The sequence below is a fragment of the Mesorhizobium sp. RIZ17 genome, from assembly GCF_051127865.1.
Taxonomy (GTDB): Bacteria; Pseudomonadota; Alphaproteobacteria; order Rhizobiales; family Rhizobiaceae; genus Mesorhizobium; species Mesorhizobium humile.
In genome coordinates this window covers 5938880-5960595 of the sequence record NZ_CP147861.1, presented here as the reverse complement: position 1 = coordinate 5960595, position 21716 = coordinate 5938880, and the positions used below count along the sequence as shown (strand labels likewise).

The window sequence follows — 21716 nt, the reverse complement described above, 5'->3', positions numbered from 1 at the left end:
ACCACGATCATTCGCGATAGAAGCGCCGTCGGTCCAATCACGGGCCTGCTGCTTCTCTTTGTTTGACGCAATTCCGGACGGAAAACCGTTTCACACTTTTCCTGGAATTGCTCTGGTGGCCGGATGACAATGAGCGATCGATCAAGCCAACGCCCGATCCTGATGTTCGATTCCGGCGTTGGCGGGCTGACCGTGCTGCGCGAGGCGCGCGTGCTGATGCAGGACCGCCGCTTCGTCTATGTCGCCGACGACGCGGCTTTTCCTTATGGCGCCTGGGAGGAGCCGGCGCTCAAGGATCACATCCTTACGCTGTTCGGCAAATTGCTCGATCGGCTTCAGCCGGCGATTTCCGTCATTGCCTGCAACACCGCCTCGACCCTGGTGATCGATGCGCTGCGCGAGAAATTCCCTGGCCATCCGTTCGTGGGCACCGTGCCGGCGATCAAGCCGGCCGCCGAACGCACCCATTCGGGGCTGGTGTCGGTGCTGGCGACGCCCGGCACGGTAAAACGGCAATACACGCGCGACCTGATCAGCAAATGGGCGCAGAAATGCCATGTGCGCCTGGTTGGCAGCGACCGGCTGGCGGGGCTCGCAGAGATCTATATGCGCCAGGGTTTCGTCGACGAGGAGGCCGTGCGCGGCGAAATCGCGCCTTGCTTCATCGAGCGCGACGGCAATCGCACCGACATCGTCGTGCTCGCCTGCACGCATTATCCGTTTCTCGTCAACCGCATGCGCAAGACCGCGCCCTGGCCGGTCGACTGGATCGATCCCGCCGAGGCGATCGCGCGGCGTGCCATGTCGCTGCTGGAACCGGTCGCGGAAACATCCGGCGACAGCGAGCCCGATCTTGCCGTTTTCACCTCGGGCAAGGTGGATTTCGCCACAAGGCGACTGATCCAGGGGTTCGGACTGACCGCTCGTTAGGGCGTGGCAGGTTCGAAGACGATGCTGCGCTGATCCGGATCGGCCGAGACAAGCTTTAGGCTCAGACCGTCACCTTGCCTGAACCCGGAAGCCTTCACGTTGGCGACGATGGGCATGTCGGCTAGCTGCACGCGCACGCCATGGTCGACGATATCGGTGACGACGGCCTTGAACGTCTCGCCCTCGCGTCCCTTGAGCATGACCGCTTCGGCAAGGTCGATGGCGGCGTGGTTGATCTGCGAAGCACGGGCGTCCGCGCGCCCCATCACCTTCGGCAATCTGGCGAACGCGTCGGTGACGGCCTGCGGCACGGGCTGGCCGTTGGCGATCGCCAGCGCGCAGCGCACGACATAGCGGTCGGCCAGCCGCCTGAGCGGCGCGGTGGCATGGGCATAGGTCGCGGCCATCGCCTCATGCCAGGGGACGACGCCCTCCTGGTAGGGTTGGTAGGACGCGCCGTTGCCCGCGCGGCGGATTTCCAGCATCAGCGCGGCCTGCTTCGGATCGGCTGGATCGAGCGTGCGCTGATAGTCGCCCAGGCTGGTGGAGGCGGGCCAGGACAGGCCAAGCGCCTGTGCGGCGTTGCGCAGTCTTTGCACCTTGGAGGCGTCCGGCCCCGACATCACCCGGAACAGTCCGGTCTTGTGCGCCAGCATGGCGTCGGCAATCGCCATATTGGCGGCCAGCGAAAGTGCCGCATTGTCCTGCTCCGATTGCAGCAGCGGCCGGAACGAAAGCCGGAATGTGCCGTCGGCCTGCTTTTCTACCTCCTGCTCGGGCGGGTCGACGCGCGAAGCGCCGCGACGCTCTTCGTTAGCCGCCATGCGCCGCGCCAGTTCCGCGAAGTCAGCCGGAACGTCGGAGGCCTGCACGCTGTCGTAGGCGAGCTTCGCGCGGCTTTTGATGATTGCCCGCTCCGCGCCGTCCAGCTTCACCGCGCCGTCCTCGGCGACCCGGACCGTGAAGATGATCGCCGGACGCGGCCCATCGGGCAGCAGGCTCGCCGCAGCCTCGGCGAGCACCGGCGGGTAGAGCCCGGCCTTGCCGTCGGGCAAATAAAGCGTCTCGCCCCGGTTCCAGGCTTCGAGATCAATCGCGTCGCCCTCCTCGACGAACCAGGCAACGTCGGCAATGGCATAATGCAAGAGAAGATCGCCGCCACTGGCCTCGATCGAGAAGGCCTGGTCGAGATCGGTGGAACTCGCCGGATCGAGCGTGACGAAGGGCATCGCGGTTCGGTCTGCATGTTGCGCGGGCACACGCTTTGCCGCCGCTTGCGCCGCGGTCGCCACCTCCGGCGGAAATCCATCCGGCACGTGGAACTCGGCGCGGATTTTCGCAAGGCCGGTGGAGAGCGCCTGTGAGGGATCGGTCAGCGATTTCATGCGGCCGTCCTACACTGGCGCTCCGGACGCGGGAAGGCTGCCAGCGAAAATCGCCGACCGGTCGCCTGACGGCCGACGCCACCCTTATCGGGATCCGGACCGCCGGCGCTGGAACTGCCGCTCAAGCGCGGCGTTTCTAACAGCAAAGGAGACATAGCCATGCCCGCCACATCACAAGCCCAGCAAAAGGCCGCCGGCGCAGCGCTTTCCGCAAAGCGCGGCGAGACCAAGAAGAGCGAACTCAAGGGTGCTTCGCGCGAAATGTATGAGTCCATGAGCGAGAAGCAGCTCGAGGAATTCGCGGAGACCAAGCGCAAAGGCCTGCCCAGCAAGAAGTCATAGAGCGCGAGGTCGAATGAAAATGCCCGCGGCGTCGGCCGCGGGCCTCCGTCAATCCCGTGCTGCAAAATAACCTAGCGGCGCCACCAGCAGTGCTTTGTCTTGTAGCGTACGACATGGCGGTGGCCGTGGCGCCAGACGACTCTTTTCTTCACCACGACGCGGCAAATCTGCTTATGGCCGTGCCAATGCCTGGCCATGGCGGGCTCCGGCGTCATGACCGCCATCGAACCTGCCAGCACAGCGGCCCCGGTCAAGGTAAGGAAGAACTTCTTCATGGGAATTCGGACTCCTCTGCTCCAGTCCCTTCATTAAGATGGCAGAGCAGAGCGGCTCCTTGAAGCACACGCTGCCCCGCTGCCGACGGCCTTCGCCACAACCGGCACCGCACGCAACGCGGGAAATGCTACCCGGTTGCGACCCGCGCTGCCAGCTGTAAGCTTGACACCGGTTAAATCTGTGTTTAACAGGCCCACCAACACCGGGTGGCGACGCCCGGTGGTTTCTTTTGACGTGTCCCGTGGGTTTTCCGTCGCTTTGCGTGGAAAACCCTGTCAGGCCTCGAAAACGGGGGCCAGAGGAGGGCGCGTTTCCTTCGCCCGGAGCCATGGGGCTCCGGGTATATTGTTTTGAAAGGGAATGCGATGAGCAAGCGCGAATCCGCGAAATACAAGATCGACCGCCGTCTCGGCGAAAACATCTGGGGCCGCCCGAAGTCCCCGGTCAACAAGCGTGAATACGGCCCCGGCCAGCACGGCCAGCGCCGCAAGGGCAAGCTTTCCGACTTCGGCCTGCAGCTGCGCGCCAAGCAGAAGCTGAAGGGTCACTATGGCGACGTTTCGGAAAAGCAGTTCCGCAAGGTCTATGAAGAGGCCAACCGCCGCAAGGGCGACACCTCGGAGAACCTGATCGGCCTGCTGGAGTCGCGTCTCGACGCGATCGTCTATCGCGCCAAGTTCGTCCCGACCATCTTCGCCGCCCGTCAGTTCGTCAACCACGGCCATGTCAACGTCAACGGCAAGCGCACCAACATCGGTTCGTATCGCTGCAAGCCGGGCGACGTCATCGAGGTGCGCGAGAAGTCGAAGCAGCTCGTGATCGTGCTGGAATCGGTCGCTCTCGCCGAGCGCGACGTGCCGGACTACATCGAAGCCGACCACAACAAGATGACCGCGACCTTCGGGCGCGTTCCGGGCCTGTCGGACGTTCCGTTCGCCGTCCAGATGGAACCGAACCTCGTCGTCGAATTCTACTCGCGCTGATCGATATCAATCAGCCGCAGCATCCAAAGGCCGCCTTTCGAGGCGGCCTTTTCTTTGTTGGCCTTGGTTGTTCATTTTAGCCGCATTTATGCGCAGCCAAGTGATTCCACTCTGCTGCAAAATGCTCTAAAGCCGGGCGCCAACAGAACTATGGGGCCGGCGCCATGAACATGCTGCCAGATGTGAAAACCCTCGAGCCGATCGACGACGATGCCGAAGGCGGCTTCCATCCGCTGTTCCGCGACGTGCCATCCTCGGTCGAGTTCAACAAGCTGCGCAAGCGGCTCTTGAGGCTGACGCGCCAGGCGATCGAGGATTTCGCCATGGTGAAGCCGGGCGAGCGCTGGCTGGTGGCGCTCTCGGGCGGCAAGGATTCCTACGGTCTGCTTGCGCTTCTGCTCGACCTCAAATGGCGCGGCCTGCTGCCGGTCGAGCTGCTCGCCTGCAATATCGACCAGGGCCAGCCGAATTTCCCGAAGCACATCCTGCCAGACTATCTCAACGCCAACGGCATCGCGCATCGCATCGAATACCAGGACACCTATTCGGTGGTGACCGACAAGCTGCCGGAAGGCAGCACCTATTGCTCGCTCTGCTCGCGGCTTCGGCGCGGCCATCTCTACCGCATCGCACGCGAGGAGGGGTGCTCGGCGCTGGTGCTTGGCCATCACCGCGAGGACATTCTCGAGACCTTCTTCATGAACCTGTTCCATGGCGGGCGTCTCGCCGCCATGCCGCCCAAGCTGCTCAATGACGAGGGCGACATCATGGTGTTGCGGCCGCTCGCCTATAATGCCGAGGCCGATCTCGAAAAATTCGCCAACGCCATGAAATTCCCGATCATCCCCTGCGATCTCTGCGGCAGCCAGGAAGGGCTGCAGCGCAACGCCATGAAGGCGATGCTCGACGACATCGAGAAGCGCATGCCGGGCCGCAAAGATACGATGATCCGCGCCATGACCAATGTAAGGCCTTCGCATCTCCTGGACAGGAAGCTGTTCGACTTCGCGGGGCTCGACACGAACCCAGGACAAGACATTTCCGATGAGATTTGACGACAACGCGATCGACTGGCTGGCCGAGCTTCTCGCCGACGCGGCAAAGGCCGAAATCATGCCGCGCTTCCGCCGGCTGGGCGAGGGGGACGTGCGCCAGAAGACGTCCGCCGCCGATCTCGTCACCGAGGCGGACGTCAACGCCGAAAGGCTGATCACCGCCAGACTGCGCGAGCTCTATCCCGACGCCATGGTGGTGGGCGAGGAAGCCTGCTCCGACAACCCGGCGCTGCTGTCAGGCCTTGGCGATGCAGCGCTTGCCTTCGTGATCGATCCGGTCGACGGCACCTTCAACTTCGCGTCCGGCGTGCCGCTGTTCGGCGTCATGGCCGGCGTCGTCGTCAATGGCGAGACTGTCGCTGGCATCATTCATGACCCGATTGGCAAGGACTGGCTGATTGGCGCCAAAGGTGCCGGCAGCCATATCCGCCACGCGGATGGCGCGCTGGAGAAGGTGGGAGTCGCCGCACCGGTGCCGATGTCGCAGATGACCGGCGCCGTTTCCTGGCAGTTTCTCGAGGAGCCCGAGCGCTCGCGGCTTGCCCGCAACCAAACCAAGACGCTGTCGCATTTTGCCTATCGCTGCGCGGCGCATGAGTACCGGCTGCTGGCCAGCGGCCACGCCCATTTCGTGCTCTACAACAAGCTGATGCCCTGGGATCATCTCGCCGGGGCGCTGATCCATCAGGAAGCGGGCGGCCACGTCGCGCGCGTCGACGGCAGCGCCTACCTGCCGTCGCATGTCGATGGCGGCCTGCTGGTCGCGCCGGACAAGCAAAGCTGGGACGAGTTGCGCCGCGAGCTCTGGGCTGAGTAGGATCGGTTCGGTTCGGTTGCGGGGCAGTACCGGCCAGGCCGCTATGACCCTGCAGCGGAATCGGGGGATGCCAATGAATTTCCGGTACGCGCTGGCTTTCGCCTTGATCGCCGGCGCGGGTTGCGGCAAGGCCCAGGCGCAGGAGCGCACTTGCGGCAGCCGCGATCCGGTCAACTCCATCGCCGAGATGGCGGAGGCCATCTACGCCTGCTGGCAGCCACCGCCGGGCACGGCAGACCTGACTTTGACATTATGCTTCTCGCTTCGTCGCGACGGAACGCTTATTGGCAAGCCGCGCGCCACTTTCTCCAAACTAGGGCCGGACGGCAGTTTGAACAGGGCTTTCGTTGCTTCGGTGATCGAGGCCCTTAACAAGGAACTGCCAGTGCCTTTCACCGAAGGCATGGGTGGTGCGATTGCAGGGCGCCCCCTTTGCCCGCTCTTCAGGGCGACGCAGGAACGCAAATCCTGACCGCGCTTGTTCAAGAGCAGCTCTATGCTGTTAGTGTAGATCGGTAATGTGCCCTGAAACGGGGGCATTCTGCGGCTGGAACATCTTGCCGCGCTCGGCAATCAGGATCATCAGCAACGCCGCGACCGAGACGCTGCAGAAGCCGGCGGCCAAGGGCGTGACAGTACCATTATAAGCTTGCCCGATCGCCGCGCCGATGAGGGCGCCGAGGAACGTCTGCATGAAGCCCAGGATGGATGCCGCCGTGCCGGCGAGCTCGCCGAGCGGCTCCATCGCAAGCGCATTGAAGTTCGCTCCGAGGCCACCGAAAGGCAGCATAGCGCCGGCAAAGAAGGTGACGAACAGCCAGAGCGGCATCCGCATTTCGAGCGAGACGACCAGCCAGGCAAGGCTGATGCACAGGAAGATCAATAGTGCGCCTTGCGACAGGCGGCGCATGCCGATCTGCCCGACCAGCCGCGAGTTCAGGAAATTGGAAAAGGCGAGCACGCCGGCGACGCCGGCAAAGATCAACGGGAACAGCTCGCCGACGTGGTAGATATTGATGTAGATCTGCTGGGCCGAGCTGATGAAGCCGAACATGGCCGCGAAGATGAAGGTGCTGGCAAACGCGTAGCAAAGCGTCAGTCGATTGGTCAGAACGATACGGAAACCGCCGACAACCGAGCTTACCGTCAGCGGCCGACGATATTCCGGATGCAGTGTTTCCGGCAAGCGCATCAGCGCCCAAGTCGAGACAATCAGCGCTCCCACCGCCATGGTCACGAAGATCCAGTGCCAGCTGGCAAATAGCATGACGAACTGGCCGATGCCCGGCGCGATGACCGGGATCGCCATGAACACCATGAAGATCAGCGACATCACTTCGGCCATGCGGCGTCCTTCGAACGTGTCGCGCACGATCGAGACGGCGATGACGCGGGTCGCGGCGGCGCCGACGCCTTGGATGAAACGCCACGTCAGCAAGAGGGCGAAGCTGGGCGCTACCGCGGCGGCACCGGCAGCCACGACATAGACGACAAGCCCCAAGACCAGCGGCGCGCGGCGGCCGTAGCGGTCCGAGATCGGCCCGAACAAAAGCTGTCCGCCGCCGAAACCGAGCATATAGGCGGTGATGACATATTGGCGGTGGTTTTCGCTTTCGACGCCGAGCGAGGCGCCGATCTGCTGCAGCGCCGGCAGCATGATGTCGATGGCCAAGGAGTTGAGCGCCATCAGCGCCGCGCAGAGCGCAATGAATTCCCAGCGCGGAATGGGCAAGCTTGCCCGTTGCGACGCTTCTACCTGCTTGTCCACGGCAAAGTCCGATCTTTCAAACGAACAAGCGCCGGCTGGCCGGCGCGCTGGTTCGTTTCATCCCCGATATTCGGGTCACAATTGCCGAGGTGGGGGCGGCCCCGGGCGATGCTTGCCGGCCGGAGGGTTGGCCTCCGCGCCGGCGAGCAAAAAACTGAATCAGGCCGCGCCTTTGACGCTGACGCCCTTTTCGACCAGGAAGTCCTGCAATTCGCCGGCCTGGAACATTTCGCGCACGATGTCGCAACCGCCGACGAATTCGCCCTTCACATAGAGCTGCGGGATGGTCGGCCAGTTGGAATAATCCTTGATGCCCTGGCGCAATTCTGCCGAGTCGAGCACGTTCACGCCTTTGTAGTCGGCCCCGATGTAATCGAGGATCTGCACCACCTGGCCGGAGAAGCCGCATTGCGGGAAGCCGGGTGTGCCCTTCATGAAAAGCACGACGTCGTTGCTCTTCACTTCATTGTCTATGTAGTCGTTGATGCCGGTCATGGACAATCCTTTCACGCCTGTGGGAGTCAGGCTCGAAGCATGTCCTTCAAATAAACCCATAGGTTGGCTGAAACAAGACGTTAGCCGCGACGCCGGCCCGATGGCGCAAGGGATAACGCGATTTTGGGCTAAGCCTGAGCGGCGACGGCGCTCAGTCGGGAATGCTGGTCTGCAGCGCCAGCGCGTGCAGCACGCCGCCCATATTGCCCTTCAACGCGTTGTAGACCATCTGGTGCTGCTGCACGCGGCTCTTGCCCCGGAAACTCTCGGCAACGACCTCGGCTGCGTAATGGTCGCCGTCGCCGGCCAGATCGCGGATCGTCACCTGGGCGTCCGGAATGCCTTCCTTGATCAGTTTTTCGATGTCGTGGGCATTCATTGCCATGGCAAAATCCTGTTTCATGCGGGCACGTAGTGTGACTCGGGTGAGCCTAAAGCCTTTCCGGCCCGGATTGAAGCCGTTCCATCGGCGGTAGGGACTTAGGCGTTGTCCCGGCTGGAATGAACCACGCCGTCTTCGGTGATGTCATCGCGCGTCGAATAGGCGCGGCCGAGGCTGAAGACCAGAATGTAGAGCGGGATGTTGATCAACAGGCTGACGATCGGAAGGTAGCTCGTCATCTGCCATGCGGGTGAGAAGAAGGGCTGGCCGTAGCCGTCGCAGGTCAAGGACGAGCCATATTCCCAAACCGCCCCAATCACCACGGCGACGGCGAAGAGCTTGATGCAGGTCGCGACGTGCCTTGCTCGCGCAGGCTCCGGAGAAAGCCTGTTCCACAGCACCAGGCAGACGACCGGAACCGCGTAGATCAGGTTCTGCACGACGAGCATTGGCAGTGTGCCGTTAGCCGCGGCGAGGAATTGCGCGCGGGTTTCCAGCAGTGGACAGACCTCGCCCGAGGTTGTCGACAGAAGGAACAGCACGAATGGTCCGAGAAACCAGAAGAAGAACAGGCACGGCCAGAAGACGACTGCGATCAGCGCCCTGGCGGTTAACCTCGTCAACTGGCCTGATCCATGAAGCGCGGGAACCAGCCCTCATGGGTGGCGGTCAGCTCGCTGACCGGGATCGACCGTGCCTCGCCAAGCTTCAACTCACGTCCGCCGGTGGTGCCGATCCAGGGCGCGAAGATGCCGAGCTTGCCCTGCTCCTCGCGGATCCTGTCCCATTCGCCGCTTTGCGGGTCGATCGACAGCGTCAGCAGATAGCGGCCCTGGTCCTCGCCGAACCAGACCGGGATTGGATCGGTGCCTGTAAGGCCGGGAATCGTGGCGCCAATGCCGGAGGCCATCGCCATTTCGGCCAGCGCTATCGCCAGGCCGCCGTCGGAGACGTCGTGGGCGGCGGTGACGATGCCGGAAGAGATCAGCGCGCGCACATGATCGCCGACGCGCTTCTCATGGTCGAGGTCGACGGGCGGTGGCGGACCGTCGACGCGGCCGTGGATGTCGCGCATATAGACGGACTGGCCGAGATGGCTGCCCCAGCTCGGCGGCGCGCCGACCAGCACGATCATCTGGCCCTCGGCGGCAAAGCCGATACGGGCCATCTTCGACCAGTCGGCGATCAGCCCGACGCCGCCGATGGTCGGCGTCGGCAGGATGCCGCGGCCATTGGTTTCGTTGTAGAGCGAGACATTGCCGGAGACGATCGGGAAGCCGAGGGCGCGGCAGGCATCGCCGATGCCTTTTACGGCGCCGACGAACTGGCCCATGATCTCGGGCCGCTCCGGATTGCCGAAATTGAGGTTGTCGGTGGCGGCGAGCGGCAAGGCGCCGGTGGCGGTGAGGTTGCGCCAGCATTCGGCCACGGCCTGCTTGCCGCCTTCGTAAGGGTCGGCCTCGCAATAGCGCGGCGTGACGTCGGAGGAGAAGGCCAGCGCCTTGGTCGGATGACCCTCGACGCGGACGACGCCGGCATCGCCGCCGGGAAGCTGCAGCGAATTGCCCTGGATCAGCGTGTCGTACTGCTCCCACACCCAGCGGCGCGAGGAGAGGTCCGGCCCGCCAAGCATTTTCAGCAGCGCATCGGCGACATCGGCCTTCGGCGCATCGTTGGCGGCAAGCGGCGCGGGCTTCTGCGCCTCGACCCATGGGCGGTCATATTCCGGCGCCTGGTCGCCGAGGTCCTTGATCGGCAAATTGGCGACCTCGTCGCCCTGATGAAGGACACGGAAGCGCAGATCGTCGGTGGTCTTGCCGACAATGGCGAAGTCGAGGCCCCATTTGCGGAAGATCGCCTCGGCCTCCTCTTCCTTCTCGGGGCGTAGCACCATCAGCATGCGCTCCTGGCTTTCCGACAGCATCATCTCATAGGCGCTCATGCGCTCCTCGCGCACGGGCACCTTGTCGAGGTCGAGCTCGATGCCGAGATCGCCCTTGGCGCCCATCTCGACCGCAGAGCAGGTGAGGCCGGCCGCACCCATGTCCTGGATGGCGATGACGGCGCCCGACGCCATCAGCTCGAGACAGGCTTCCAGCAGGCATTTCTCGGTGAAGGGATCGCCGACCTGCACTGTCGGGCGCTTCTCCTCGATCTTGTCGTCGAATTCGGCCGAGGCCATGGTGGCGCCGCCGACGCCGTCGCGTCCGGTCTTGGCGCCGAGATAGACGACCGGCAGGCCGACGCCCTTGGCTTGCGACAGGAAGATGGCGTTGGTCTTGGCAAGGCCGGCCGCGAAGGCGTTGACCAGGATGTTGCCGTTGTAGCGGGCATCGAAATTGACCTCGCCGCCGACGGTCGGCACGCCGAAGGAATTACCGTAGCCGCCGACGCCCGAAACCACGCCGGCAACGAGATGCCGGGTTTTCGGATGGTCCGGCGCACCGAAGCGCAGCGCGTTCATCGCCGCAACCGGCCTGGCACCCATGGTGAAGACGTCGCGCAGGATGCCGCCGACGCCGGTCGCGGCACCCTGATAAGGTTCGATGTAGGAGGGGTGGTTGTGGCTCTCCATCTTGAAGACGACGCAGTCGCCGTCGCCGATATCCACCACGCCGGCATTCTCGCCCGGACCCTGGATCACCTGCGGGCCGCTGGTCGGCAGCGTGCGCAGCCATTTCTTGGAGGACTTGTAGGAGCAGTGCTCGTTCCACATCGCCGAGAAGATGCCGAGCTCGGTGAAACTTGGCTCGCGGCCGACCAGATCGAGGATGCGCTGGTATTCGTCGGGCTTCAGCCCATGCGCGGCGACGAGCTCGGGGGTGATCGGCACGGAATTGGAAATGGTCATGAGCGGCGATTTTTGTCCGTGGGAAAGGGGAGGTTCTTTGAGTCTCCTCTTATCGCAAGCTTTCGCGCGATACACCCCCATTGGATGATGAAAAACGCCGGAAAACTGCCTCCGCGGCGATGCACAAGGATCTGGGGCTTGCCGGCTCGATCAGGAAAAACTGTCGTAGCCGGCACGGCCTTCGTCGAGCAGGCGGCGGATGACGGCGACGCCGCCGGCGACATCCTTGCTTTGCCGGGGCTGCGACACGCCAAAGCGCACGCCGTGGAAGACCTGCTCGGAGCGGCCGGCCTTGAACTCGTCCTCGTCGTCGATGAGCACGCCTTGCGCCAGGCAGGCATTCTTGAAGGTGCCGGACAGCCACGGGTCCGGCAAGGTCAGCCACAGGAAGGGCACGTTGTCCCTTGCCTGGATGTCGAACCCGGCCAGCACGTCACGCACGATGGCGAGGCGCGCCTGGATTTCGGCAATGCAGCGCTTGCGGATCTCGCCCGCCTGGCCCGACATCACCAGCCTTGAGCCGACCTCGGCCAGCAGGAAAGGCAGGCCGCCGGTCATCATTTTGTGCGCGACGCGGATGCGATGGCGATAGGTCGGCGGGCAGGAGAGCCAGCCGCCGCGCACGCCGGCGGCGACGGATTTGGACAAGCCGCCGGCGACGATGGTGCGCTCCGGCGCATATTCGGCCAGCAGCGGCGTCGGGTCGTCGGTGAGCTCGCCGTAAAGATCGTCCTCGATCAGCGCGACATTGTACTCGCGTGCGATCCGCGCGATCGCCTGCCGCCGTTCCGCCGAGAGCGTCACCAGGGTCGGGTTCTTCGCGGTCGGCATCAGGAACATCACTTTTGGATGTTTCTGCGCGCAGACGCGCTCGAAATCGTCCGGGTCGATGCCGTCGTCGTCAGTCGAAACCAGCGCCGTGCGGCGGCCGATCAGCCCGGCGCTGCGTGCGATCTGCGAATAGGTGAGATGCTCGAAGACCACATAGTCGCCGGGCATGGTAAGTGCTGCGATCGCAGCCATGACCGCGGCGTGGGTGCCCAGCGTCGGCACGATCGAATCGGGCGAGGGACGGAAGGCATTGCGCGCCAGCCAGCGGCTGCCTGCCTCATACCAGCGTTCGGGAAAATCCCGCGTGTAGCTCGAAATGTCGTGCGGATGCTCCTGCGCCGTACGCGCCAGCACGTCGGCAATCACGGCGCCCTGGCCGACATCGGGCGCGGCGGTGCTGTCGAAACGCAGCTTGCCGCTCGGCGCGTCGATGGGGCGCGTGCCCTGCAAGCCTGGCTCGACATCGGATTTCGGGGTCTCAGTACGCTGTCCAAGCACATAGGTGCCGCGGCCGACCTCGCCGCTCACCAGACCGCGTTCGCGCAGCAGCTGATAGGCCCGGCCGATGGTGCCGACCGTCGTGCCGATGTCATAGGCGAGGTCGCGCTGCGGCGGCAGTTTTGCACCGGCATCGATGACGCCCTTGTCGATATCTGACTCAATGCTGTCAGCAAGACGCTGATAGAGCGGACCGGAGCCAGAGGAGAGGTCAGGGAGCCAATTTGTCATGGTGACAATTTTCTATATTGCACCGCGTAATGAGTCAATCCATATCGAACCGGCGATTGGAAAGGTACAATCGAGACAAGGTAGAACGGAAATGGATACAATCGACACAATTCGCTACGCCGGTCCGGCATTTGGCGCGCAGGCCGATCCTCAGAGCCGCCGCGGCTTCATCGGCCGCCTGGTATTTGTGGTCCGTTCCGTCGCCAAACAAATCGATCGCATGCTGCAGCGCCGGCGCGGCCGCCTCGCGCTGATGGAGATGACGGACGATCAGTTGAAGGATATCGGCATCTCGCGCTGCGACGCGTATCGCGAGGGCATCCGGGCGTTCTGGGAATGACGGCCTATCTTCGGCCAGATTCCGTCCGGGTTGCAGGCTTTCCCCGCAGCCTGCCGATGCCGTGATCGACAAACACGGCGAGTACACTCAATGCGATGAACAACCCAGTGATGGCCAGCGCCGAAACGGCGACGCTGGCCGCGCCGTTCTTGGCAGTGTCGAGGAACGGGTAGGGCACTTCGCCGGCGAAGGGCGCGCGTATCAGCGCGTAGGCGAGATAGGCGAGCGGGTAGATTATCCACCAGGAGATATCGCGCCAGCGCGCCGTGCCGTCGGCACCGGCTATGAGCCACCACAGCACGAAGATCAGCGGCGTGACGTAGTGGAGCAGGATGTCGCAGAGCAGGAACAAACCCTGCGGTTGCCAGAGCTTCGCCAGGACCGTGGCGTAGACGATGAAAACCAGGGTAATGGCCACCGCCACGCCGGTTCGCATCCGCGGCCCGGCGAAGGCCGGGAACCAGGCATAGCCGGCGGGTGACAGCAGCGAAGCATGCACCATCACCGCCGCGATGTTGGTCAGCACGGTGAAGAAGCTGAAATAGAAGACGATCGAGCCGAGCAGGCCACGGCCTGCCGCCATCGACGCTGGAATGGTAATCGCAAACTGCAGGACGAGCCCGATCAGCCCGACAACCAGCCCCGCGATCTGCAGGAACCGGCCCATGGCAATCTTACGCGGCAGCCGCGCAGGACGGATTGCCGGCCTGCCAGCGGGCGATGTCTGAGCCGACGCGCGCGCCGAGCGGCTCATTCATCAGCGGCCCGAACACATCGACCCGGCTGGAGTTGCCCTGCGCCTGAACGACCAGCAGCGGCTTGCCGCCATAATGCTTGGCGGGCACCAGCAGGAAGCGCGGCGTGCCGCTGTAGGAATTGAGCTCGTTGGCCATCTGATAGGTCTTGAAGGCCGGATCCTTGCTGGCGATCCAGCATTTATGCGCCGCGATGGCGACCTGTTCCATGGCAAGCAGCGAGGCGCTTTTGCCTGACGGAACCGGCGTTGTCTTGGGGCTGGACTGGCAGGAAGCCAAGGCGAGCCCGGCCGCCGCCAGGAGAGCAAGGCGCGCAATCGTCAGTCTCATGGTCAGTCCGCCCCCGCGTTCCGATAGGATGTCAAAGGATCAAGCCGCGATGCCGAGCGCGCTCTCGAACAGCGCCCGTCCGTCATTGCCGCCATGCGCGGCCTCGATCAGGTTTTCGGGATGCGGCATCAGGCCGAGCACGTTGCCCTTGTCGTTGACGATGCCGGCAATGTCGTTGATCGAGCCGTTGGGATTGGTGCCGTCCGCATAGCGGAACACCACCTGGCCTTCGCCTTCGAGGCGGGCGAGCGTCTCGGCATCGGCGAAGTAGTTGCCGTCGTGATGCGCCACCGGCGAGCGGATGATCTGTCCCGGCTGGTAGCGGCGGGTGAACATGGTGTTGGCGTTGGCGATCTCGAGCTTCACCTGACGGCAGACGAACTTCAGCGACGCATTGCGCATCAGGGCGCCGGGCAGCAGCCCGGCCTCGACCAGGATCTGGAAGCCGTTGCAGACGCCGATGACGGTGACGCCCTTGGCGGCCTTTTCGGCGACCGCCCGCATCACCGGCATGCGCGCCGCGATCGCGCCGCAGCGCAGATAATCGCCGAAGGAGAAGCCGCCGGGGATGGCGATCAGGTCGACATCGGGGATTTCCGTGTCGGTCTGCCAGACGGTCGCCGGCGCCTGGCCGGAAATCTTGGTCAGCGCCGCGATCATGTCGCGGTCGCGGTTGAGGCCAGGCAGGAGGACGACGGCTGATTTCATTTTGGTTCGAAAGGCCTCTGATTTTCGGCAAGTTCCCGCAAGTCGAGACGGCGGTCTATGCGTTCGAGTCGCTCGTCCTGACGGCCAAGAATACCATAGATGTTATGGATATCACTCTGCGTGGCCACCATGTGACCTCGCATCACGTTCAACTCACGCTTGGCTTCGGACACATCCTGGCGAAGTTCGCCGATTTCGTGATGGACCCGTTTCAACAGCTCGAACATCAATTCGTTCGTGGCTTCCGGCATTGTGCCTCCGCTACAACCTCAGGTTATAGCAACACTATAATTCTCAATCACCGTGTTCGCCAGAAGCTTGTCGCACATGGCTTTCAGGTCGGCCTCGGCCTTGGCTTTGTCGGCCCCGGCGAGCTCGATGTCGAACACCTTGCCCTGGCGCACCTGGCCGACGCCGTCGAAGCCCAGTCCGGAGAGCGCATGCTCGATCGCCTTGCCCTGCGGGTCGAGAACGCCGTTCTTGAGGGTCACGGTGATACGGGCTTTCATCGATACTCCTGGGCAGACAGTCGTTTAGGAAAAAGGCCTGCCGTGTCCGGCAGGCCCGTCAATATTAGTGCTTCAGGCCTTTGGGCGCCTCGGAAGAGGCAACGAGCACCGGACCCGTCGGGCGCGGCGGCTCGTTCTCGTTGATGATGCCGAGACGGCGGGCAACTTCCTGATACGCCTCGACCAGGCCGCCCATATCGCGGCGGAAGCGGTCCTTGTCGAGCTTGTCCTGGGTGGCGACATCCCACAGCCGGCAGGAATCGGGCGAGATCTCGTCGGCGACGACGATGCGCATCATGTCGCCCTCGAACAGGCGGCCGCATTCGATCTTGAAGTCGACGAGCTGGATGCCGACGCCGAGGAACAGGCCGGACAGGAAGTCGTTGACGCGGATGGCCAAGGCCATGATGTCGTCGATTTCCTGCGGGCTTGCCCAGCCGAAGGCGGTGATGTGCTCTTCCGACACCATCGGGTCGTCGAGCGCGTCGGCCTTGTAGTAGAATTCGATGATCGAGCGCGGCAGCACCGTGCCTTCCTCGATGCCGAGGCGCTTGGACAGCGAGCCGGCGGCGACGTTGCGCACGACGACCTCGAGCGGGATGATCTCGACTTCCTTGATCAGCTGCTCGCGCATGTTGAGCCGGCGGATGAAGTGGGTCGGGATGCCCATCCGGTTCAAGTGGTTGAAGATGTGCTCGGAAATGCGGTTGTTGAGCACGCCCTTGCCATCGACAACTTCGTGCTTCTTCTTGTTGAAGGCGGTGGCATCGTCCTTGAAAAACTGGATCAGCGTCCCCGGCTCAGGTCCTTCATAGAGGATCTTGGCCTTGCCTTCGTAAATGCGGCGGCGATTTTTCATCTGATTTTTCTCTGGATCTGCGGGCAGGCGGCGAGTGACCAGTTCCTGTCCGTCTGCCTAAATTAGTATGGCGAAGGCGGCGTTCAATGCCGGTGTTATCGCAATCGTCTTGTTTGCTCAATCGGCAAATCCCGCGAATCAACCGCTTTCGGGACTGAAATGCCGCAGCGCAGCATGCGACGAAGCATATTGACCGGCCCGCGGCCTTTTGGTTTGTGCTTGCCCAACACACATATACACCGCCAAGCGAATCGGATTGATCGGAGGGACGCCATGAGCAGCATGAAAGACCGCGAAGAGGGTTTTGAGCGCAAATTCGCCTTCGACGAGGAACTTCGCTTCAAGGCTGCGGCGCGGCGCAACAAGGCGCTTGGCCTGTGGGCCGCCGAGAAACTGGGCAAATCCGGCGCCGATGCCGAGGCCTATGCCAAGGAAGTGGTGGTCTCCGATATCGAGGAAGCGGGCGACCACGATGTCTTCCGCAAGATCCGCCAGGATTTCGACGCCGCCGGCGTCAACCAGTCCGATCATCAGATCCGCCGCACCATGGATGAGCTGATGGCGCAGGCGATCGAGCAGATCAAGAACACCTGAGGCTGCACGGGCATGATGTCGCCGGAAAACCGCTTCACGCTTTTCGGCATCATGCTCTATCTCTTTGTTTTTACGCAATTCCGGGCGGAAACCCGGTACAAACTTTCCTGGAATTGCTCCGACTGGACCAATCGACCGCCCGGCCAAGCCGGGCGGTTTTTCTTTGCGTTGGCGTGGTTTCCGACGAAACTGCGGATTGTTAACAAGGAAAGTTCCGATGTCGCTCAAGTCTCGCCTGGCCGCCGACGAAACGCTGTTCACCGCATGGTCGGGCGTGCCGGACGCGCTGACGGTCGAAATCATCGCCAAGCAGGGTTTTGACGCCGTCACCCTCGACATGCAGCATGGCGGCCACCACGAGGACAGCGTGCTGCGTGGCCTGGTGCCGGTGCTGGCCGCCAACAAGCCGGCGCTGGTGCGCATTCCGGTCGGACGCTTCGACATGGCGAGCCGCGCGCTCGATTTCGGCGCCGAGGCGGTGATCGCGCCGATGGTGAACTCCGTGGCCGATGCCAGGCAGTTCGCCGCGGCGATGAAATACCCGCCGCTGGGCGAGCGCTCCTGGGGCCCGACCTATGCCTTCCCGCGCCACGGCAAGGGCGACCATGCCGAATGGTTGCGCGATTCCAACCAGCGCACCATGGCTTTCGCGATGGTCGAGACACGGGCGGCATTCGAGGCGCTGGACGGCATTCTGGACACGCCCGGCATCGACGGCATCTTCGTCGGTCCGTCGGATTTCTCGATCGCCTGGTCGAACGGCACCACCATCAATTCGACGCTGGAAAGCATGATGGAGACGGTCGCGTCGATCGCCGAGCGGACGCGCAAGGCCGGAAAGCATGCCGCGATCTACGTCATCGAACCGACAATCGCCGGCCGCGTCGTGTCGATGGGCTACCGGCTTTTAGCCATGGGCTCGGATCACACGCTGATCTCGCTTGGCGCTAAGACGCTGCTGAAGAGCATGCGGGATTCCATAGGAAGCTGAACGCGGCCTACGGCTGCTTCAATTCCGTCAGGAACTTGGCGAAAGTCATCGAACCCTCAGGCCATGGGCCGAAGCCGGCGTCGTGGTTGAGATGGCCGGCCTCGCCGGCGTCGATGAAGAGCGATCCCCAGGCGGCGGCAATGTCCTCGGCGACCTCGAAGGCGCAGAACGGATCGTTGCGGCTGGCGATCACGATGGACGGAAAGGGCAGGGGATCGCGCGAATAAGGGCCGAAGGTCATCAGATGTTTCGGCCTGATTTCCGGATTGGAGACATCCGGCGGCGCGACGAAGAAGGCGCCGGCAATCGGCTTCTTGAATTGCGGGATGGCCTGCACCGCAGCCGCGACGCCTAGCGAGTGCGCGACGAGAACCACCGGCCGCTCGGCCTCGTTGACGGCGCTCGCAACGCTCGCCGTCCAGTCCTCGCGCACGGGCTTGGTCCATTCCGCCTGCTCGACCCGGCGGGCCGTCGACAGCTTCGACTGCCAGCGGGTCTGCCAGTGCTCGGGACCGGAATTGGTATAGCCCGGCACGATCAGAATATCTGCGTCTTTGACTTTCATGGCGCCGATGTAGCGAGCGTCCTTCTTGGCTGCAACCCTGTCGGAAAATTCGGAGCGATCACAATTGTGAACAACCTGTTCGATTCTTGCTGTCTTGTGTGAACGATCGCAATCGACGATTTGGAAGGAGAAGAAGGAACAATTGCTGGTGGCCAGGAAAATCCCCATGTTGGGATCAGGTGCCGCCCGAACGGAGAGTTTGATGAGCGAACTGCCTTTTGCCGCGACCACCCCGGTCAGCGTTTCGCGTGTCGGGCTGAAGGCGCGCGACGCCGAGAGCCTGGCCGCCTATTACCGCGCCGTTGTCGGCCTGCAGGAACTGAGCCGTGCCGACGGTGCGATCACGCTTGGTGCCGCCAACCGGCCGCTGCTGGTGTTGGAGCCGGATGCTTCGGCCAAGCCTGACGATCCACGCAGCGCCGGGCTTTTCCACACGGCTTTCCTTTTGCCGTCGCGGGCGGATCTCGGCCGCTGGATCAGCCACGCCGCCGCCAACCGCATCGGTATCGAGGGCGCATCAGACCATCTGGTCAGCGAAGCGCTTTATCTGACCGATCCGGAGGGCAACGGCATCGAGATCTATGCCGACCGCCGCCCGCAGGACTGGAAGTGGAACGGCGACAAGATCGCCATGGCGACCGAGCGGCTGAACCTGCCGACGGTTGTCGGCAGTGTGCCGGCGGGCGATGCCGGCTGGCAGGGCGCGCCGGAAAACACCATTGTCGGCCATGTGCATCTGCGCGTCGGCCGGCCGGAAGATGCGGAGGCCTGGTGGCATGACCAGTTCGGCTTCGACACCGTCGCCAAATATGGCGGCCAGGCGGTGTTCCTGTCGTCCGGCCATTACCATCATCACATCGGCGCCAATGCCTGGCAGAGCGCCGGCGCCGGCCGCCGCGATCCGTCCCGCTCGGGCCTCGCCTGGGTCGAGATGCGTTCGGACAATGCGAAGGCCGAGACGAGCCGTGAGGATCCGTGGGGCACGGTGATCAGGACGGTGCCTGGGAAGGCGTAACAGAGGGCTGCGCCTAGCTGGAGCACCCCTCATCCGTCTCGGCGCCGTCGCGCCGATCCACCTTCTCCCACAAGGGGAGAAGGGAAGGCCGCGCCAGCGCTACCGCTAATCGCAAGCGTCGGTGATTTGCGGAGACGTAGTGCCAAACTCCCCCTTCTCCCCCTGTGGGAGAAGGTGGCTTGTCGTGAAACGACAAGACGGATGAGGGGTGTTCCAGCTTGGCGCTGGCGGGCAACTCTTACCCGACCTTAAGCCTCTCCAAAAACCCGCTTAAAGATCGTGTCGACATGCTTGGTGTGGTAGCCGAGGTCGAACTTTTCGCGGATTTCGGCTTCGGGCAGGGCCGCCGTCACGTCCTTGTCGGCAAGCAGTTCCTCGAGGAAATCGGCGCCGTGCTCCCAGACCTTCATGGCGTTGCGCTGCACCAGCCGATAAGCGTCCTCGCGTGACAGGCCGGCCTGGGTCAGCGCCAGGAGCACGCGCTGCGAATGCACCAGCCCGCGGAACTTGTTGAGGTTCTTCTCCATGTTCTCGGGGTAGACAAGCAGCTTGTCGACGACGCCGGTCAGGCGCGCCAGCGCGAAGTCCAGCGTCACCGTCGCATCCGGCCCGATCATGCGCTCGACCGAGGAATGCGAAATGTCGCGCTCGTGCCAGAGCGCCACGTCTTCCATCGCCGGCATGGCGTAGGCGCGCACCATGCGGGCGAGGCCGGTGAGGTTCTCGGTCAGCACCGGGTTGCGCTTGTGCGGCATCGCCGACGAGCCCTTCTGCCCCGGCGAGAAATACTCTTCCGCTTCCAGCACCTCGGTGCGCTGCAGGTGGCGGATCTCGATGGCGAGGCGTTCGACCGACGAGGCGATGACACCGAGCGTCGCAAAGAACATGGCGTGGCGGTCTCGCGGGATGACCTGGGTCGACACCGGCTCCGGCTTCAGCCCGAGCTTTGCCGCCACATGCTCTTCGACATAGGGCTCGATGTTGGCGAAGGTGCCGACGGCGCCGGAAATGGCGCAGGTGGCGATATCCTCGCGCGCGTGCACCAGTCGCTCGCGGCAGCGCGAGAACTCGGCATAGGCCTGCGCCAGCTTGACGCCGAAGGTGGTCGGCTCGGCATGGATGCCGTGGCTGCGGCCAATGGTGACGTTGTCCTTGTGCTCGAAGGCGCGGCGCTTCAGCGCCGCCAGCAGGCCGTCGATGTCGGCAAGCAGGATGTCGCTGGCCCGCGTCAACTGCACGGCAAGGCAAGTGTCGAGCACGTCCGACGACGTCATGCCCTGGTGGATGAAGCGGGCATCCGGTCCGACGAATTCGGCGAGATGGGTCAGGAATGCGATGACGTCATGCTTGGTGACGCGTTCGATCTCGTCGATCTTGGCGACATCGAATTTGGCGGCGCCGCCTTTTTCCCAGATGGTCCTTGCCGCTTCCTTCGGGATGACGCCCAACTCCGCCAGCGCATCGCAGGCGTGCGCCTCGATCTCGAACCAGATGCGGAAGCGGGTTTCGGGCGACCAGATGGCGACCATTTCCGGCCGGGAATAGCGAGGGATCATTCGTTTTTTAAGTCCTGCCTAGATAAGCGCTGGCCGCGTCCTAACAGAGGCGGGCCCGATGCTCAACGTCGCTGCCGCGTAAACCAGATGCTGACCCCGACAAGCGCCGCAAAACCCAGCGGAAAATAGAGCCGAACGCCAAGCACCACGAACTGGTAGAGCGCGGTCAGCATGGTGAAGGCGAATTCGAATGCCCAAGTCAGCGTGAATGCCGGCGCATGCCACTCGGCATAATAGGAGCGATATTGCAGCGCGAACAGGCCGCCGGTGAAGGCGAGCGTTGCCGCCAGAAGCCACACGAATGCCGCGGCGAAGGCTGTTTCCCATTGACGGCCGCGAGAAGCCAGCCTGGCCAGCGTCAACCCAACCGGAAACGCAAGCATTCCGCCAAGAACATAAAGCAGCGCGACGAAACGGATTCTGTCAGGTGTCTCCCAGCCGGCCAGCAGAAGGCTTGCCAGCGCGCTCGCACCCATGGCGGCGCCCCAGAGCAAAGTTCCGACAACAGCCTCGCTTGCCGACGGAACGGCGGCATGCAACCGGTCCATGACACCGCGGCGCAAGGGAACCTGCTGCAGCGGCGTCATGAGCGGCGAGCTCTGTCGCGCGTCTGGTGACCGGGCAGGCTGGGCGTCATCGGCATGACATCT

27 protein-coding genes are annotated in these 21716 nt (G+C 63.4%); 10 read left to right on the top strand and 17 right to left on the bottom strand.

The features are described 5' to 3' along the window. Positions 1-129 precede the first annotated feature (129 nt). On the top strand, positions 130-930 hold the full coding sequence (murI, locus tag WDX12_RS29045) for a glutamate racemase (RefSeq protein ID WP_434722907.1): 801 nt from the start codon (positions 130-132) through the stop codon (positions 928-930). Here the strand turns inward: murI and WDX12_RS29040 are convergent. Continuing rightward, positions 927-2315: an RNB domain-containing ribonuclease gene (locus tag WDX12_RS29040; RefSeq protein ID WP_434722906.1), complete on the bottom strand. Its 1389-nt coding sequence runs from the start codon at positions 2313-2315 to the stop codon at positions 927-929. The two genes, murI and WDX12_RS29040, sit on opposite strands and share 4 nt — an antisense overlap. A 159-nt stretch (positions 2316-2474) precedes the next feature. On the opposite strand from WDX12_RS29040, the gene WDX12_RS29035 reads away from it, so the two are divergent. Continuing rightward, positions 2475-2657 carry a DUF3008 family protein gene (locus tag WDX12_RS29035; RefSeq protein ID WP_126060592.1) on the top strand — a complete coding sequence of 61 codons (183 nt, stop codon included), beginning with the start codon at positions 2475-2477 and terminating at the stop codon, positions 2655-2657. Between the two features lie 71 nt (positions 2658-2728). Here WDX12_RS29035 and WDX12_RS29030 read toward each other — a convergent pair whose 3' ends face one another. Then, positions 2729-2932, bottom strand: a complete 204-nt coding sequence (locus WDX12_RS29030) for a hypothetical protein (RefSeq protein ID WP_112098551.1) — start codon at positions 2930-2932, stop codon at positions 2729-2731. Between the two features lie 366 nt (positions 2933-3298). On the opposite strand from WDX12_RS29030, the gene rpsD reads away from it, so the two are divergent. From rpsD to WDX12_RS29010, 4 genes are all read left to right on the top strand, one after another. Then, entirely contained in the window at positions 3299-3916 is a 618-nt protein-coding gene (gene rpsD / locus WDX12_RS29025) for a 30S ribosomal protein S4 (protein WP_320295866.1), read from the top strand. A 164-nt stretch (positions 3917-4080) separates the two neighbouring features. Continuing rightward, positions 4081-4971: a tRNA 2-thiocytidine(32) synthetase TtcA gene (gene ttcA / locus WDX12_RS29020; protein WP_434722905.1), complete on the top strand. Its 891-nt coding sequence runs from the start codon at positions 4081-4083 to the stop codon at positions 4969-4971. Further along, positions 4961-5788, top strand: coding sequence for an inositol monophosphatase family protein (locus tag WDX12_RS29015; protein WP_434722904.1), 828 nt, complete (start codon positions 4961-4963; stop codon positions 5786-5788). The genes ttcA and WDX12_RS29015 overlap by 11 nt, the downstream gene beginning before the upstream one ends. Before the next feature lie 67 nt (positions 5789-5855). Then, the gene (locus tag WDX12_RS29010; RefSeq protein ID WP_434722903.1) at positions 5856-6260 is read left to right on the top strand and encodes a hypothetical protein; all 405 of its coding nucleotides are present in this window, start codon (positions 5856-5858) and stop codon (positions 6258-6260) included. Positions 6261-6290: 30 nt separating this feature from the next. On the opposite strand, the gene WDX12_RS29005 is transcribed toward WDX12_RS29010, so the two are convergent. From WDX12_RS29005 to WDX12_RS28980, 6 genes are all read right to left on the bottom strand, one after another. Next, positions 6291-7514: a multidrug effflux MFS transporter gene (locus WDX12_RS29005; protein ID WP_434725726.1), complete on the bottom strand. Its 1224-nt coding sequence runs from the start codon at positions 7512-7514 to the stop codon at positions 6291-6293. 201 nt (positions 7515-7715) lie between these two features. Further along, the gene (gene grxD, locus WDX12_RS29000) at positions 7716-8051 is read right to left on the bottom strand and encodes a Grx4 family monothiol glutaredoxin (RefSeq protein ID WP_059185116.1); all 336 of its coding nucleotides are present in this window, start codon (positions 8049-8051) and stop codon (positions 7716-7718) included. 151 nt (positions 8052-8202) lie between these two features. Continuing rightward, the gene (locus WDX12_RS28995) at positions 8203-8436 is read right to left on the bottom strand and encodes a BolA family transcriptional regulator (protein ID WP_320295860.1); all 234 of its coding nucleotides are present in this window, start codon (positions 8434-8436) and stop codon (positions 8203-8205) included. 95 nt (positions 8437-8531) lie between these two features. Beyond that, positions 8532-9056 (bottom strand): hypothetical protein, encoded by a 525-nt coding sequence (locus WDX12_RS28990; RefSeq protein ID WP_434722902.1) that lies wholly within the window; start codon positions 9054-9056, stop codon positions 8532-8534. Continuing rightward, positions 9053-11284 (bottom strand): phosphoribosylformylglycinamidine synthase subunit PurL, encoded by a 2232-nt coding sequence (gene purL, locus WDX12_RS28985; protein WP_434722901.1) that lies wholly within the window; start codon positions 11282-11284, stop codon positions 9053-9055. Before purL ends, WDX12_RS28990 begins: the two co-directional genes overlap by 4 nt. Before the next feature lie 150 nt (positions 11285-11434). After that, positions 11435-12844, bottom strand: coding sequence for a PLP-dependent aminotransferase family protein (locus WDX12_RS28980; protein WP_434722900.1), 1410 nt, complete (start codon positions 12842-12844; stop codon positions 11435-11437). Between the two features lie 91 nt (positions 12845-12935). On the opposite strand from WDX12_RS28980, the gene WDX12_RS28975 reads away from it, so the two are divergent. Then, complete coding sequence (locus WDX12_RS28975) at positions 12936-13184, top strand: DUF1127 domain-containing protein (protein WP_434722899.1); 249 nt, start codon at positions 12936-12938, stop codon at positions 13182-13184. A gap of 4 nt (positions 13185-13188) precedes the next feature. On the opposite strand, the gene WDX12_RS28970 is transcribed toward WDX12_RS28975, so the two are convergent. From WDX12_RS28970 to purC, 6 genes are all read right to left on the bottom strand, one after another. Further along, positions 13189-13851, bottom strand: a complete 663-nt coding sequence (locus tag WDX12_RS28970) for a Pr6Pr family membrane protein (protein ID WP_434722898.1) — start codon at positions 13849-13851, stop codon at positions 13189-13191. Between the two features lie 7 nt (positions 13852-13858). After that, the gene (locus WDX12_RS28965) at positions 13859-14269 is read right to left on the bottom strand and encodes a hypothetical protein (protein WP_434722897.1); all 411 of its coding nucleotides are present in this window, start codon (positions 14267-14269) and stop codon (positions 13859-13861) included. 39 nt (positions 14270-14308) lie between these two features. Then, positions 14309-14977, bottom strand: coding sequence for a phosphoribosylformylglycinamidine synthase subunit PurQ (purQ, locus tag WDX12_RS28960; protein WP_320295854.1), 669 nt, complete (start codon positions 14975-14977; stop codon positions 14309-14311). After that, on the bottom strand, positions 14974-15228 hold the full coding sequence (locus WDX12_RS28955) for a hypothetical protein (RefSeq protein WP_320295853.1): 255 nt from the start codon (positions 15226-15228) through the stop codon (positions 14974-14976). Before WDX12_RS28955 ends, purQ begins: the two co-directional genes overlap by 4 nt. Positions 15229-15246: 18 nt before the next feature. Next, a complete protein-coding gene (gene purS, locus WDX12_RS28950) occupies positions 15247-15486 on the bottom strand; it encodes a phosphoribosylformylglycinamidine synthase subunit PurS (RefSeq protein ID WP_320295852.1) in 240 nt (79 codons plus the stop codon). 64 nt (positions 15487-15550) lie between these two features. Continuing rightward, entirely contained in the window at positions 15551-16345 is a 795-nt protein-coding gene (gene purC / locus WDX12_RS28945) for a phosphoribosylaminoimidazolesuccinocarboxamide synthase (RefSeq protein ID WP_040995384.1), read from the bottom strand. 273 nt (positions 16346-16618) lie between these two features. On the opposite strand from purC, the gene WDX12_RS28940 reads away from it, so the two are divergent. Further along, entirely contained in the window at positions 16619-16939 is a 321-nt protein-coding gene (locus tag WDX12_RS28940; protein WP_320295851.1) for a DUF1476 domain-containing protein, read from the top strand. Positions 16940-17156: 217 nt separating this feature from the next. Further along, positions 17157-17930 (top strand): HpcH/HpaI aldolase family protein, encoded by a 774-nt coding sequence (locus tag WDX12_RS28935; protein WP_320295850.1) that lies wholly within the window; start codon positions 17157-17159, stop codon positions 17928-17930. A gap of 7 nt (positions 17931-17937) precedes the next feature. Here the strand turns inward: WDX12_RS28935 and WDX12_RS28930 are convergent, their stop codons facing one another. Then, positions 17938-18495: an RBBP9/YdeN family alpha/beta hydrolase gene (locus WDX12_RS28930; RefSeq protein WP_320295849.1), complete on the bottom strand. Its 558-nt coding sequence runs from the start codon at positions 18493-18495 to the stop codon at positions 17938-17940. A gap of 202 nt (positions 18496-18697) precedes the next feature. On the opposite strand from WDX12_RS28930, the gene WDX12_RS28925 reads away from it, so the two are divergent. Further along, positions 18698-19510, top strand: coding sequence for a VOC family protein (locus tag WDX12_RS28925; protein ID WP_434722896.1), 813 nt, complete (start codon positions 18698-18700; stop codon positions 19508-19510). A gap of 248 nt (positions 19511-19758) precedes the next feature. On the opposite strand, the gene purB is transcribed toward WDX12_RS28925, so the two are convergent. Together purB and WDX12_RS28915 are read right to left on the bottom strand one after the other, a co-directional pair. Beyond that, complete coding sequence (purB, locus tag WDX12_RS28920; protein WP_434722895.1) at positions 19759-21066, bottom strand: adenylosuccinate lyase; 1308 nt, start codon at positions 21064-21066, stop codon at positions 19759-19761. 62 nt (positions 21067-21128) lie between these two features. Beyond that, a complete protein-coding gene (locus tag WDX12_RS28915) occupies positions 21129-21653 on the bottom strand; it encodes a hypothetical protein (protein ID WP_434722894.1) in 525 nt (174 codons plus the stop codon). Between the last annotated feature and the right edge of the window lie 63 nt (positions 21654-21716).